Source organism: Pseudomonas sp. FW305-70, assembly GCF_058783925.1.
This window is the reverse complement of the sequence record NZ_JBYSYZ010000008.1, coordinates 1-14299: the sequence shown is the minus strand read 5'-3', so window position 1 is coordinate 14299 and position 14299 is coordinate 1. Positions and strand designations below refer to the sequence as shown.

Genomic DNA, 14299 nt, shown 5'->3' with positions numbered 1-14299 from the left:
CGACAACCGTCCCTCTCCCTAGGATGCGCCAATCCAGGCGAAACACCTTCGCCTGCGCAGCCGAGAATTGGATGATGAACGGTGAAACAAACAGACCGCCCGCCCTGGGTTTTTCAAGTGACAACATCGCAGGCGCATCGCCTGAGGTGGCACACGCCATGTTGAAACACAGCACGGGCCAGGCGGGCCCCTATGGCAGCGACGAGTTGACGGCGCAGGTCCAGCGCAAATTCAGCGAGATCTTCGAGCGCGACGTGGAGGTCCTTCTCGTGCCCACCGGCACCGCCGCCAATGGCCTGTGCCTGAGTGCGATGACGCCCCCCTGGGGCAATATCTATTGCCATCCCGCCAGTCACATCAACAACGACGAATGTGGCGCGCCGGAGTTCTTCTCCAACGGCGCGAAGCTGATGACCATCGACGGCCCGTCGGTCAAGCTGGACATCAACCGACTGCGTGAGCGCACCCGCGAAAAACTGGGTGACGTGCACACGACCCAACCCGCCTGCGTCAGCATCACCCAGGCCACCGAAGTCGGCAGCCTCTACACCCTGGACGAAATCGCGGCTATCGGTGAGGTCTGCAAGTCGGCTTCCCTTGGGTTCCATATGGATGGGTCCCGATTCGCCAACGCCCTGGTATCCCTGGATTGCTCGGCGGCAGAGATGACCTGGAAGGCCGGCGTGGATGCCCTGTCGTTTGGCGCCACCAAGAATGGCGTGCTGGCGGCGGAAGCCATCGTCCTGTTCAACGCCTCGCTCGCCACCGAAATGAGGTACCGCCGCAAGCGTGCAGGTCACCTCTTCTCCAAAATGCGTTTTCTTTCGGCGCAGATCGATGCGTACCTGAGCGATGATCTCTGGCTGCGCAATGCCCGCAAGGCCAACGATGCCGCCCAGCGCCTGGCGCAGGGGCTTGCCGGGCTGAGCGGCGTTGAAGTGCTGGGCGGCACCGAGGCGAATATCCTGTTCTGTCGGCTGGACTCAGCCGTGATCGATGCGCTGCTGAAGGCCGGGTTCGTCTTCTACCATGATCGCTGGGGCCCCAACATCGTGCGTTTTGTCACCTCGTTCGCCACCACCGCCGAGGATGTCGATCACCTGTTGAGCCATGTGAGGCGAGTGGTGAGGTCGGTACACGCATAACGGGCGCAATGCTCGATGACGGATGGCGGCGGTGCTCACTCTTAGTCGGATGAGCACCCGCCACTGCGGCCTCAGGCATCTACATCTGGCGGTAAAGAATCATGCCCGCGTGATACAGGATCCCGTCGCGGAACTCCCCGTCAGCCGTGAAGCCGGTGTCATCGACGTACTCGATGTGGTCACTCTCCAGCCAATAGCGGCCCTGGTAGGCACTCGTCTTGCGGCCCCGGGCTTCATCGTACCGGCCACCGGGTAACAGCTCATGGCGGATGAGCCCGTCTGCCGTGACCCACAGACCGACGTACTTAGCCTGATCAGCGGATTTTTTCCTCGTCATGTTCAGGTCCTCCGTTCAGAACGCACTGGCGGTCGGGCGGACAATCAGCTCACTGACGTCCACATCGGCAGGTTGTTCAATGGCGTAAGCGATCGCACGAGCGACCGCCATTGCAGGGATGGCGATCTTGCGGAACTCGCGCATCTCGGCCCGCCCGCCTTCATCGGAAATGCTCTCGGCCAATTCGGACTCGGTAACGCCCGGGGAAATCACGGTGACACGAATGTCCCCGCCGACCTCCTGGCGCAACCCTTCCGAGATGGCGCGCACGGCAAACTTGGTCGCGCAGTAGACCGCCGCCGTCGGGCTGACGGTGTAGGCACCGATCGAGGCAATATTGATGAACTGGCCTGATTGCTGTTTTTGCATCAGCGGCAAACCGGCCGCGATACCGTGCAGAACCCCGCGAATATTGACGTCGATCATCCGGTCCCACTCGGAGACTTTCAGCGCCTCGAGTTTCGACAGCGGCATCACCCCGGCATTGTTGACGATCACATCGACCCGGCCATGCAGCTTCAACGCAAAGTCCACAAACCCTTGCATGTCGTCTCGGCGGGTGACATCCAATGCCTGGAAGTGCGCGACTCCACCGCTCGCGTTGATCTCGCCACAGAGTATTTCGAGGCGCTCGGTACGACGCGCCCCGAGCACGACATGCGCCCCCTTGCTGGCCAACAGGCGCGCTGTCGCCTCGCCTATGCCACTGCTCGCGCCCGTGATCAGAACGACTTTTTTCGAGATATCCGACATGACCTAATCCCTCACTTGAGTGCCTGGTGACGCGAGAGCGGTGTCTCGCTGCCAGTCCAGATTAGGGATAACGGCGCTCGGCCAGTTAGTCAGATCCTTCTGACAACTTGCCTGATCCTGTCGGGGAACCCCTTACTTCGTGGCGTCGAGAACAAGCCTGCCCTGCAAATGCCGGCCCATGCTTTTCTCGATCGCCACTTTCGCCTCACTCAACGGGAATGCCTCGACGTCGCCCCTGAGGTGTCCCTTGTCGAACAGTTCGGCAATCAGCGAAAGCTGCCGGCCATCGGAGCGGGTGGCAAAGTTGGCCGGGGTCACACCGTAGTCGTTGGCCAGCGACATGTTCGGCAGGCTCACGGGCGATACCAGCAAGCCGTGTTTTTTCAGCACCGCAAAGGAACGGGTCTGTGTGTCGCCGCCCACCAGGTCCAGTACCACATCGACACCGGACACCAGTTCGTCGAATGCCTGGGTCCTGTAGTCGATGGTGTAATCAGCGCCGAGGTCTTTCAGGTAAGCATGATTATGCGCGGAGGCCGTTGCGTAGACTTCGGCGCCCAGGTACTTGGCAATCTGCACGGCCATGCTGCCCACACCACCGGCCGCGGCGTGGATCAACACTTTCTGCCGACGTTGCACACCCGCGTGTTCGGTCAGGGCCTGCCAGGCCGTCAGGGCCGTCGCGGGGACAGCGCCGGCCTGCAAGGCACTGAGTGATTTGGGTTTCAGCGCCAGTTTTGCAACCTGGGCGACGGCTTTGGTCGCATACCCTCCGACGATGTTGATGAAGCCAAACACTTCATCGCCAAGGCTGAATTCAGTGACGCCCTGCCCCAGCGCGATCACGGTACCGGCCACTTCAACCCCGGGGGTAAAGGGCAGCGGCAAAGGGATGAAGGCTTTCATGGCACCGGAGAGAATCTTCCAGTCAATCGGGTTCACCCCGGCTCCGGCGACATCGATCAGCACTTCACCGACACCGGCCACCGGGTCGGCAATGTCTTCCAGACGTAAAACTTCAGGGCTGCCGTATTCGTACACGCGTATGGCTTTCATGGAGGTCTCGACTATTAAAAAAGAAGGGAGAAGAACATTGCGCTGCGAGGGGCTGGCCTTCGCAGCGCGGGGGTATCAACGACGGCAGGCGTCGAGGCTGAAACGACCGGCACCGAAGGCCACGACCTGCAACAGGCCACCGGCCATCGCGATGTTCTTGAAGAAGTGGATGAACTGGTTTTGATCGCCCAGGGCGTTATGGAAGGCCAGTGCGGTAAACACGCTGAACACAGCCAGCACAGCGGCAACGGTGCGGGTGCGGTAACCGGCGATCAGTGCCAGGCCACCACCGATTTCAACGACGATCGCCAGCGCCAGCGCCAATTGCGGAAGGGGAAGACCCACAGAGCTGATGTAGCCGACCATCATGGCCGGAGCGGCCAGTTTCGAAAAACCGGAGAGGATGAAGATTGCGCTGAGCAGTACGCGGCCGATCAACGAGGCCGAGGCCTGGGTGACGTCGCTACGGCTCTGTTCAGCGGTGGCGGAATGAGCGATGTTTGCGGAAGTCGACATGAGGCATTTCCTTCAATGGGGGTGCGATTCGACATGAACCGCCCTGGTGAGGAAATGTTGCTCTCGGCCAGCTCATCTGAATAGCCGACTAATTTAGATCATTAGATTCGACAAAATAGACAAGCCAATCACCCCATCGAAAGGGAGCTCAATCGTGCAAACCGCTGAGCGAACGTCTGCAACAGGCCTGGAGGCCCACATTCGCGGTCAGCGCCTGGCCGCCTCCGACGAGGTTTTTTCCAACGATGTGCTGGTGCAGATCTTTACCCGCGAGCGCATCGAGCACAGCGTCATCGTTCCCGCCGTGGCTGAGCCGCTGATTGTCTGGGTACTTTCCGGGAGCGCCACCATTGAGGAACGGGAGGCTGGCGAAGCGTGGCGGGCGAGTGAAGTGACAAAGGGGGATTTTTTCCTCACCACCAGCGCCGTGCCCTACGAAATGCGCTGGCAAGTGACCAGTGCGGAGCCCTTTGTAGTGATGCACATTTACCTCGGCCTGCCCCTGCTGGAACGAGCGATTCAGGAAACCGGCAAACACGTCACGGGTTCGATTGGTCTGCGTGAGATATCCGGGGGGCGTGACCAGACTTTATCGTTATTGTTCGAACAGTTCAGAGTCGAACTGCGATCCCGGGGAGAAACCAGCCCGCTGCTGATGCAAGGCATCGCCCAGTGCATCGCCGTGCACCTGGCGCGCCACTATCTGGATGCGCAAGCCGATAACATCGTTCAGCGCAACGCCCTGCCGGCCTTCAAGCTCAAGCGTGCGGTGACTGCGATGGAGACGTCGCTGGGAGAGACGTTTTGCCTAGGGGATCTGGCCGACGCAGCCGGGATGAGCGAGTACCACTTCAGCCGTCTGTTCAAGCGCGCCACGGGGCTTTCACCCTCGCGCTACTTCATCAGGCTGAGAATGACCAAGGCCAGGCAACTGCTGATCGAAACCGACATGAGCATCATCGATGCGGGACTTGAGGTCGGGTACAGCAGCGCCAGCCATTTTTCCCAGGCATTCAAACGGGAGGTCGGCGTTCCGCCCAGTCATTACCGCAAATGAAAACGCGGCACGGCGCTCGCCGTGCCGCAAGTACAACCGGCCAATCAACTGCCCACGGGAATGCTCATGCCGCCATCGGCCATGACCACCGAGCCGACAATGAAACTGGCGCGCTCGGAGGCCAGGAACGCCACGATCTCGGCGATTTCATCGGGCGAAGCCGCACGGCCGATCGGTGCCGACTTGCCGTGCTCTTGCAGGAAACCCGGGCCATCTTCCATGAAGTGATTGAGCAGATTGGTGACCACGTCGCCCACGCCAATCGCATTGACCCGAATACCGTGCTCTATCGCTTCCAGGGCCTGGGTTCGGGTCAGTTGCGCCAGGGCCCCTTTCGATGCGGTGTAGGCCGCGATGCCCGGGAACGCGAAGTAGGAGGCATAGGACGCGATGTTGACGATGGCGCCGGACTTGCGCTTCATCATTTCCTTCGCCGCTTCACGGGAATGAAGGAACGCGCCCGTCACGTTGGTCTCCATCTGCCAGCTCCAGTCCTCGCGCGTCATCTCGACCAGAGGCTTGTAGATGATCCGTCCCGCGTTGTTGACCAGCACATCGAGCTTGCCGAAGTGCTGAACGGCCAGGGCAACCGCTTGTTCCGCCGAGCCATCGACCGTGATGTCGGCCGCGAATGGCACCAGGCCCGGACGCTCGAGGGCGTTCACTTCAGGGTTGATGTCTTCGGCAATGACCTTGGCGCCACGGGCATGGAACAGCTCGGCGATGGCACGCCCGATACCACTGGCGGCGCCCGTCACAATCACGACTTTGCCGGCGATTTCGTTGGGGGTAGGCATAAAATCAGTCATTTCGTTTCTCCTTTCCAGAGAGCAGCTGAACCATTCCAGCCGCTGCGCATACGCCGTATGCGGGTGTCGCTTTCGACGACTCAACTGTCGCCGATCACGGTTCGCCACTCTTTAGGAGCCTTGTTCAACCTGTCGTGGTTTTGCGCTTATCTGCCTGGTGTTTCATTTTTTCAGCACACCGGGCAGATGCATGACGCTATACGATGTACCGGGATAAAATTGGCCATTACGTTCGAGGAAATTGGCATGATCTCTGACCCCGGAACACCGACACTGGACCAGCTGCGCGTGTTCCTGACGGTCGTGGAAGTCGGCAGTTTTGCCGCAGCGGCCAGAAAACTGCACCGGGCCACCTCGGTCATCAGTTACTCGATCGCCAACCTGGAAATGCAGCTCGGCGTGTCGCTGTTTGACCGTCAGACCACCCGCAAACCCCAGCTCACCGATGCCGGCCGCACCGTGCTGGCCGAAGCCAGGACCATCGCCAACGGTATTCATGGATTACGCGCCAAAGTGAAGGGCCTGCTCCAGGGGCTCGAAGCCGAGGTTCACGTGGTACTCGATGTAATGCTTCCCCCCGATCGCGTGGTGGACGCACTCAAATCCTTTCGCGAAGCATTCCCGACCGTTGCCCTGCACTTGCACATGGAGGCCCTCGGCGCCGTCACCGAGCTGGTGATCAACCGTGGCGCGATCATCGGCGTCAGTGGGCCCATGAATGAAGGCATCGACGGTATCGAAAGAATGGGCGTCGGCAGTGTCGAGTTGATTCCGGTGGCAGCCCCCAATCATCCACTGGCATCGAGCGACGCGAATGTTCCGGGCGCCGGGCGAGAGTTCACGCAACTGGTGCTGTCCGACCGTTCGGTGCTGACCAAAGACAAGGACTTCGCCGTGCTCAGCAACCGCACCTGGCGGCTGGCGGACCTGGGCGCCAAGCACATGCTGCTGCGTGAAGGCATCGGCTGGGGCAACATGCCGGCCCCGATGGTCCAGGAAGATCTGGAGAGCGGCCGACTGGTGCAACTGAACATTCCGGAATACAAAAGCGGCCAATATGCCTTCGACGTCATCTACCGCACGGATGTGCCACCGGGGCCGGCGGCGCGATGGTTGATTGAACGCTTCGTTCAACAAGGCTCGGCGCAGGAGGCATTGGCTTGAGGACGGTACTTGTCGACTTTCTGCAACCAGGGGATTGAAAAATCGTTTTTTCGAGCAGAGATCCCAGGGGCACTCTTTTGACCAGACCGTAAGCGTTCCAGGACAACACCATTACTCACTTCAGATGGCATAATCGCAACCGGTTCATAACAGGTGCGTATCAATGACCGTCGAAAGCTACGACCAACTGGCGATCTTCTCGGCCGTGGCACAGGAGCGCAGTTTCACCCGTGCCGCTGCCAGGCTGGGTATGTCGCAGCCGGCCTTGAGCCGCGCCATGCGCCAGCTGGAGGATCGACTGGGTGTCCGGTTGCTGTCTCGCACCACGCGCAGCGTTTCGCCGACTGAAGCCGGTGAGCATCTGCTGCGGGTGATCGCCCCCAGGTTCGAAGAGATCGACAACGAACTGGCCCTGCTCAGCGCGTTCCGCGACAAGCCGGCGGGCAAATTGCGGATCACGGCCGGCGAGCATGCAGCGATCACGGTTCTGCACCCCGTACTGGCCAAATTGCTGCCGGACTATCCTGACCTCAACATCGAAATCATCGTCGACTACGGCTTTACCGACATTGTGGCCGAAGGCTTCGACGCTGGCGTACGGTTGGGTGAGCAGGTCGCCAAGGACATGATCGCCATGCGCATCGGCCCCGACATGCGCATGGCGGTGGTCGGCTCCCCGGCGTATTTCGCCCGATACTCAAAGCCCGTCGTCCCGATTGATCTGATGCAGCACAATTGCATCACCTTGCGCATGCCGACTCACGGCGGGCTGTATTCGTGGGAGTTCGAGAAGAATGGCCAGCCAGTGAACGTCCGCGTCGAGGGCCAACTGGTGTTCAACAACATCGCCATGCGCCTGCAGGCTGCCCTGCAGGGGTTGGGCCTGGCCTACATGCCGCAAGACCTGGTGCAGGAGCATGTCACGCAGGGCCGGTTGATACGCGTGCTCACGGACTGGTGCGAACCCTTCTCTGGCTACCACCTCTATTACCCGAGCCGGCGGCAAAGCTCGCCGGCCTTTACCCTGCTGCGCGAAGCCTTGCGCTATCCGGGCTGATTGGCCTGGGTGGCGTCCAGCGCCTCGGCGGCGCGCTTGGCGGCTTCAGCATCCCCCTGATCGGCCAGTAACCGGGTCAACTGACGCAATTGCCCGACAGTCAGGCCAACCCGCAGGCTGGCGGCCATGTGCGAGCGCAGTTGTGACTCTACGCCCGGTGTGGCGGCCAGCGCCGCGACGGTCGCCAGCTCTCGACTTTGCCAGTCAAGGTTGTCGCGCTCGAAAATGTCGCCGAACAGATGCGTTTGCAGGTACTGATTGATGACTGGGACGAAGTCGAACAGCGGCCCCTGGACAGGCGCCCCGGCAATGCGCGTCTGGTTCGCCTTGCCAACTGCCAGCAACTCATCGCCGACGGGAATGACGCGACCGGGCTCGCGCCCCGCAACATCCTTGATGCCCCGCTGTTTGCGTGCATCCACCACTTTCATCAACTCGCCAAGGGCATTGAGACTGCGCGGGAAACCGCTGTAGGCGTAGAGCTGCACCAGTATTTCCTTGGCCTCGCTGACCGTCAGGCCCGCATCAAGCCCCTGGTTCAGGGCCGCATTGAGTCGGGGAATATTGCTCGTGGCCATGGCAGCGGCAATCAACGGGATGGCCTGTTGCCTGGACGACAATGTCTCGGAAACGGGTTGCGTAGCAGGCAAGGATTGCGGCGCAACAGGACGCTGGGCGCTGTACTGGGCATCGGTGACCTTCTCCAGCCATTGCACGCTTTTGCCCTCTACCGAACCGGTCACAGCCAGGTGCGTCATGCGGCTCGTCGCAGCGGCACCATGCCAGTGCTTGACGCCCGGCGGGCAGACAATCACATCGCCCGGATGGATTTCCTGCACGGGCTTGCCCCACTCCTGCGTCAGGCCGACACCGGAGGTCACCACCAATCGCTGGCCGGCAGGATGGGTGTGCCAGGCCGAACGCGCGCCCGGTTCGAAGGTGACGTAGGCACCGGACGCATTGTTCTCGCCCGTGGCAGGAAACAACGGATCGACGCGCACCTGTCCGGTGAAATAATCCGCCGGGCCCACGACCGAAGCATGGCTGCCTGCACGACTGATCTGCTGGGCGGCCCTGGGCTCACTGACACTGTCGGCCCCTGCTGCGCCGGCAAAAGGCGCCGCGGCGCACACCGCGATGCCAAAAAGCGTGTTTTTCATGATGAAGGATCCCTCGAGTCAGAGTGTTCTGGCGTAGAACGCGTTCAACTGGCCAATGGCAACGTCCACATACTCAGGCACCCAATAGGTTTCGATATGGGTCGCGCCATCGATCGTGAACAGTTTCTTGTCCCGGGTTCCAGTGGCCTTGGCGAACGCCTGCTCCGACATGTACAGGCTGTCGGCCTTGCTGCCGGCGATCATCAGCAAGGGTTGGTCGATCAGTTCGATCTGGTCCGTGGCATCGAAGCTCATCAGGTCCAGCAGGCTGCTCTGGGTGTAGCGGAAGGTCGAGTTCGGATGGGCGTGGGTCTTGCCGTAATACTCGAAACCCTGCCGATACAGATCGAACGGCAGCCTGGCGATCTGTTCATCGGTCAGTCTGGCGTCGCCGACGTAGAGCACCTCCCCGCCCGCCGCTTCCTGCGCGCGGGCGGCCGAAGCCTGTCGCAAGCGCTCCTGGATCGTCGACAGTTGCGAGTCCCGGTAGCCATTGCGACGTACCAGCCCGGAGTTGAACATGCTCAAGGTCGCGATCGACTGGAAGCGCTTGTCGGTTTGCGCCGCCTTCAACGAATACCCCCCGCCGCCGCAGATACCGAGCAAGCCCAGTCGCGCGCTGTCGACGCCCGGATAGCGGGCGATGAAGTCCGCCATGCCATGGATGTCCTCGATGCGGTACGCGGGCTTGTCGATGTTGCGCGGCTCGCCACCGCTGGCCCCCTGATACGCCGCATCCGCCGTGATCGTGATGTAGCCCTGATCGGCCAGGCGCTGGGCATACAGGCCGGCGACCTGTTCCTTCACCCCGCCATTGGGATGCGCCACGACGACGGCCGGGTATTGCTTCGCCGCGTCATAATTGGCCGGGGTGTAGACGTTGGCGGCGATGTCCAGGCCGTTGAGTCTGTAGGTGACCGGATGGATGTTGACCTTGCCTGGTTCGTTCTTCACCAGCGCGCCTGCGTAGGTCAAGGTGTAGGGATTGTGTTTGTAGTCCGCGGCCTCGGCGTCAACGCCCGACATGCCGATCATGGCGGCCATGAGTGTGGCCTTCAGCGTGGTTCGCATCTTGTGAATACTCCTGACTATTCCAGTTTCCAAGGGTGTGCGGCAGCGATTGCCCTGCTCGCTATCAATCGAGGTTTTTCTCGGTGAGAAACTGCGAAACCAGGTCCGCGATCTCGACGTTGTTCAGGTCCGAAAACGGGAAGTGGCTGTTGCCCCTGATGCCGATCTCCGGCAAGTGAATGAGCCGCACGTCGCCGCCATGGCGGTTCACGGTGTCACGCCACAGTCGCGCCATCTCGAGCCGGGCACGCCAGCTGTCCTGTGCCGGTAAACGAACCGGCTTGTCGGGGATGTTGTCGCCGTAGATGATCAGGATGGGGATATGCGTCAGCGCTTCGAACTGCGCCTTCGATACGACCTGCGCCGAGAGCGTGTCGAACGCGCTGGGAATCGGCGCCGGCACCTCGCCTTCGGGAAATACGAAGCTGCTACCCGGCTCGAACGCGACGATGCCCCGCACCTGTTGGCTCTTGATCGCGGTCATCCAGCCGGGTCCACCGCCCTGAGAGTGAGTGAACAGGACGGCGGGCCCGGTCTTGTCCAGCAGCGCCGATACGCCATCGGAGGCGACTTCAATGTCATAAGGGCCGGTGTTGGGTGTCATCGAACGGAAGAATTGCTCCAGCGCCTGCGGCCCACGGGGAAACTGACTGCCCTCGAAAGGCTCGGGCCACAGCCCGATGCGGAACTGGTTGAACCACAGTTGCTCATCCGGCACTGGCTTGATCGTCGTTTCCACCAGGCTGCGCCCCGCATCGCCACGGCGCGGTTGGTCAATCAGGTAGGTGGAGAACCCGCGCCGCAGGAAGATGTTCTGGAAGCCTTCGCGGCCGTCGGCCGTGGTTTCCCAGGACTTCGCCGATTGCCCCGCGCCATGCCACATGACGATGGGCAAGGGGTGCGCATCGACCGGTACCTGATAGAACGCATACACATGGTCGCCATGGTAGGTCTGGCCATCCGGCATCAGCGGTTTGTAAGGATCAAAGCGACCCGGCTGGGTGATCAGTCCCCCGCCGGCAATCAGGCTGCCTTGATCCTTGATGATCAGCGGGCTGCGCTCGCTGCACTCGGCAGCCTCCACCAGCGCCCCGCCAGTCAGGGTGAGACAGAGGGTGCCCGCCCTGACGGCGGCATGTGCGTACTTGCGGATGGAATCCCGGGTCATGAGTGGCTCTCGACGTGTCATCGCAGAGAGGCAAACTACCGCCCAGGTATTAATTAATGAATAGACCCAATCGGATAGCAGTAATACCAAAATCACATAATTCAATTGAATGAGGCAGGTCCAGCCGAAGGTGGAGGATGTCCTGAAAGAGGCCTAATCTGAATAGGCACGACCTTGAGCACGCCTCTTGATACAGGGGAACCGCAATGACGGGACATACAGCACGCCAAGGCTCGTCATGGCTCCTGCTTTCCCTGCTCGCCGCCAATCTGGCGCTGACAGCCGGATGTTCAGGCAAAACCACCACGGCTCGCCCTGCAGCCTCAAGCATCGGCTCAACCTGCTATGCAAAGGCACTTCCCACTGTCGGCGAAGGAGGCCTCGCCTGGGGCAACACCTTGAACATCGCTCGCCAGAAATCCCTGGCTAATTGCAAACGCTATGCCGGCCGATCGGGTGGCACGCCGGATACCTGCCAGGTGGTGTTGGCGGAATGTAAACACTGAAAGAGCGTTTTTTCGTTTCTGCGTCGCTTTTGCATTTTTGTGCGACAGATCCCACTTAAGGGACTCCCGCTTCACCGACTCATGGTGTTAGTTTTGAAATGTTTCTGATCAAACGATCAGATATTTCTTACAACCCGCCTGCAAAGGAATGCCCCCAGCAATGGATTTTTCACTCAAGCACCTGGCTGCGACCACCCTGATGCTCGCCAGCCTTTCGTCGTTCACCAGTGCTGCCCACGCCAACATCACACCGCAACAGAGCGCGATCATCCTCAAGACGTTCAATGATGCGTCGGTCAAGGATTTCCGCCAGTTCCTGCAAACCCTGGCGAAGAGCGATGTCGCCAAAACCAACGACCTCGGCCCGGCCATCAGTGCCTTCCTCGGCAACAAGACGCTGTCCGCTGAGCAGCAGAACGAAATCCATCGTTTGCTCGGTCTTTATGCCCGGGTGAAGTACGGCAGCGCGGCCACCGAGACCCTGAAGGAGTTGGTGGCCATTCCGACCGTGCGCGTGGACGGCGTTGACCAGCACGACAACCCGGAATTCCTCAAGATTGCCGAGAAGATCAAGGGCCTCGCCCAGGCGTTCAACCTGAACTTTCGCAACATCGACAACCGCGTCTACGAGATCTCCCTCGAAGGCAAGGGCGATGAAGTCGTGGGCATTCACGCCCACGCCGATGTGGTGCCGGTGACGCCGGAGAACTGGGTGCTGCAGGACGGCACCCGCCTCGATCCGTTCAAGGTCACCCTGGTCGGCGATCGCATGTATGGCCGCGGCACCGAAGATGACAAAAACGGCATCGTGGTCGCGCTCTATGCCATGAAGATCATCAAGGAAGAGCAACTGCCGCTGGCGCGCCACTTCAAGCTGCTGGTCGACACCACCGAAGAAACCACCGGTGATGCCATCCCCTACTACTTCGAGCGCAACCCGACACCCAACTACAACCTGGCGCTGGATGGCGGCTACCCGGTGGTGATCGCCGAGAAAGGCTACGGCACCGTCATGGCCAGCTTCGCCAAGCGCGCTGGCGAGGGCAAAGGCGCAGAAATCATTTCGATGACCGGCGGCCTGGCCACCAACCAGATTCCATCGACATCGGTCGCGACCCTGGTGACCGACAAGCCCGCCGAACTGGCTGCCAGCCTGCAAAAGGCCGGCACTGAGTACGCCAAGCGCAACGGCGGCAACTTCGAAGTGGCTGCCAAGGTCGACGGCAAGGACGTCAAACTGACGGTCACCGGCGTTTCCGCCCACTCCTCCGAGCCCGAGTCTGGCGTCAACCCGGTGGCCAGGATGCTCGACTTCATCAATAGCCTCGACGGCAAGGTCGCGCTCAAGCACAACCAGATCACCGACGCCGCCCGCTACGCCGCCGACAACTGGGGGCTGGACTACCTGGGTGGCAAGCTGGGGGTCGGTTTTGCCGATGCGTTCATGGGCCCGCTGACCACCTCCCTGACGTATGTCGGAATGGATGACAAAGCCTTCAAACTCGCCGTCAACCTGCGCGTGCCAAAGGGCAAGACGCCAGAAGCGCTCAAGTCCGAAATCGCCACCAAGCTGGACGCCTGGAGCAAGAAGACCGGGATCGCCCCGACCTTCGACCTGTCGATTGCCGAACCGATGTACCGCAACCCCGAGGGCGAATGGGTCAAGGCCCTGCTCGCGGTGGCCAGCGAAAACCTCGGCATGGAACACAAGTTCGGCACCTCCGCCGGCGCCACGTCCGTGCATGAACTGCCTAACGGCGTGCAATTCGGCCTGGCCATGCCGGACGTCAAATACACCGGTCACAACGACAACGAGTTCAAGACGACCGAACAGTTCCTGCTGGACTTGCAGATCGTGACCGAAATGATGGGCCGCATCGGGCAATTGCCGACGCTTTGATCGGTTCTTTCGCTGGGTTGGACTCGGACGCGGTCCCGTGTGGGAGCTGGCTTGCCAGCGATGGTTGTCAACGATTACGCGTGTTAACCGGATAACCGCGGCGCACTTGAGTCCATCGCCAGCAAGCTGGCTCCTACAGTTTCAGCGTGGGCACGGTCCCCTGTGGGAGCTGGCTTGCCAGCGATGGTCGTTAACGATAACGCGTGTTAACCGGATAAACGCGGCGCATTTGAATCCATCGCCAGCAAGCTGGCTCCTACAGTTTCAGCGCGGGCACGGTCCCCTGTGGGAGCTGGCTTGCCTGCGATGGTCGTTAACGATAACGCGTGTTAACCGGATAAACACGGCGCATTTGAATCCATCGCCAGCAAGCTGGCTCCTACAGTTTTAGCGTGGGCAAGGTCCCCTGTGGGAGCTGGCTTGCCTGCGATGGTCGTTAACGATTACGCGTGTTAACCGGATGAACGCGGCGCATTTGAATCCATCGCCAGCAAGCTGGCTCCTACAGTTTCAGCGTGGGCACGGTCCCCTGTGGGAGCTGGCTTGCCTGCGATGGTCGTTAACGATTACGCGTGTTAACCGGATGAACGCGGCGCATTT

At 60.8% G+C, this 14299-nt stretch carries 14 protein-coding genes; 6 read left to right on the top strand and 8 right to left on the bottom strand.

The features are described from left to right. Positions 1-23 precede the first annotated feature (23 nt). Positions 24-1145 (top strand): threonine aldolase family protein, encoded by a 1122-nt coding sequence (locus tag AC3WN7_RS08435; RefSeq protein WP_331459850.1) that lies wholly within the window; start codon positions 24-26, stop codon positions 1143-1145. Positions 1146-1224: 79 nt separating this feature from the next. Here the strand turns inward: AC3WN7_RS08435 and AC3WN7_RS08430 are convergent, their stop codons facing one another. The 4 genes from AC3WN7_RS08430 to AC3WN7_RS08415 form a co-directional block, all read right to left on the bottom strand. Continuing rightward, positions 1225-1482, bottom strand: coding sequence for an Atu4866 domain-containing protein (locus AC3WN7_RS08430; protein ID WP_102674022.1), 258 nt, complete (start codon positions 1480-1482; stop codon positions 1225-1227). Positions 1483-1497: 15 nt separating this feature from the next. Next, positions 1498-2235: an SDR family oxidoreductase gene (locus tag AC3WN7_RS08425; protein ID WP_102674021.1), complete on the bottom strand. Its 738-nt coding sequence runs from the start codon at positions 2233-2235 to the stop codon at positions 1498-1500. 132 nt (positions 2236-2367) lie between these two features. Continuing rightward, positions 2368-3291 (bottom strand): NADP-dependent oxidoreductase, encoded by a 924-nt coding sequence (locus AC3WN7_RS08420; protein ID WP_102674020.1) that lies wholly within the window; start codon positions 3289-3291, stop codon positions 2368-2370. 75 nt (positions 3292-3366) lie between these two features. Then, complete coding sequence (locus AC3WN7_RS08415; RefSeq protein WP_102674019.1) at positions 3367-3807, bottom strand: DoxX family protein; 441 nt, start codon at positions 3805-3807, stop codon at positions 3367-3369. Positions 3808-3961: 154 nt separating this feature from the next. On the opposite strand from AC3WN7_RS08415, the gene AC3WN7_RS08410 reads away from it, so the two are divergent. Next, the gene (locus tag AC3WN7_RS08410; RefSeq protein ID WP_102674018.1) at positions 3962-4864 is read left to right on the top strand and encodes a helix-turn-helix domain-containing protein; all 903 of its coding nucleotides are present in this window, start codon (positions 3962-3964) and stop codon (positions 4862-4864) included. Positions 4865-4908: 44 nt separating this feature from the next. Here AC3WN7_RS08410 and AC3WN7_RS08405 read toward each other — a convergent pair whose 3' ends face one another. Further along, on the bottom strand, positions 4909-5673 hold the full coding sequence (locus AC3WN7_RS08405; RefSeq protein WP_102674017.1) for an SDR family NAD(P)-dependent oxidoreductase: 765 nt from the start codon (positions 5671-5673) through the stop codon (positions 4909-4911). A 246-nt stretch (positions 5674-5919) separates the two neighbouring features. Between AC3WN7_RS08405 and AC3WN7_RS08400 the strand changes: the two genes are divergently transcribed. After that, positions 5920-6837 carry a LysR family transcriptional regulator gene (locus AC3WN7_RS08400; protein WP_102674016.1) on the top strand — a complete coding sequence of 306 codons (918 nt, stop codon included), beginning with the start codon at positions 5920-5922 and terminating at the stop codon, positions 6835-6837. Positions 6838-7000: 163 nt separating this feature from the next. Next, a complete protein-coding gene (locus AC3WN7_RS08395) occupies positions 7001-7894 on the top strand; it encodes a LysR family transcriptional regulator (RefSeq protein WP_095966879.1) in 894 nt (297 codons plus the stop codon). Here the strand turns inward: AC3WN7_RS08395 and AC3WN7_RS08390 are convergent. The 3 genes from AC3WN7_RS08390 to AC3WN7_RS08380 all read right to left on the bottom strand — a co-directional run bounded on the left by AC3WN7_RS08390 (position 7882) and on the right by AC3WN7_RS08380 (position 11293). Continuing rightward, positions 7882-9054 carry a (R)-mandelonitrile lyase gene (locus AC3WN7_RS08390; protein WP_102674015.1) on the bottom strand — a complete coding sequence of 391 codons (1173 nt, stop codon included), beginning with the start codon at positions 9052-9054 and terminating at the stop codon, positions 7882-7884. The genes AC3WN7_RS08395 and AC3WN7_RS08390 overlap by 13 nt on opposite strands. An 18-nt stretch (positions 9055-9072) precedes the next feature. Beyond that, the gene (locus tag AC3WN7_RS08385; RefSeq protein ID WP_102674014.1) at positions 9073-10125 is read right to left on the bottom strand and encodes an alpha/beta hydrolase; all 1053 of its coding nucleotides are present in this window, start codon (positions 10123-10125) and stop codon (positions 9073-9075) included. Between the two features lie 64 nt (positions 10126-10189). Next, positions 10190-11293, bottom strand: a complete 1104-nt coding sequence (locus tag AC3WN7_RS08380; RefSeq protein WP_102674013.1) for an alpha/beta hydrolase — start codon at positions 11291-11293, stop codon at positions 10190-10192. Between the two features lie 206 nt (positions 11294-11499). Here AC3WN7_RS08380 and AC3WN7_RS08375 point away from each other — a divergent pair, with 206 nt between their 5' ends. Both AC3WN7_RS08375 and AC3WN7_RS08370 read left to right on the top strand, forming a co-directional pair. Then, complete coding sequence (locus tag AC3WN7_RS08375) at positions 11500-11799, top strand: DUF4189 domain-containing protein (protein ID WP_095966883.1); 300 nt, start codon at positions 11500-11502, stop codon at positions 11797-11799. A gap of 160 nt (positions 11800-11959) precedes the next feature. Further along, a complete protein-coding gene (locus tag AC3WN7_RS08370; protein ID WP_102674012.1) occupies positions 11960-13699 on the top strand; it encodes a dipeptidase in 1740 nt (579 codons plus the stop codon). The last annotated feature ends 600 nt before the right edge of the window (positions 13700-14299 follow it).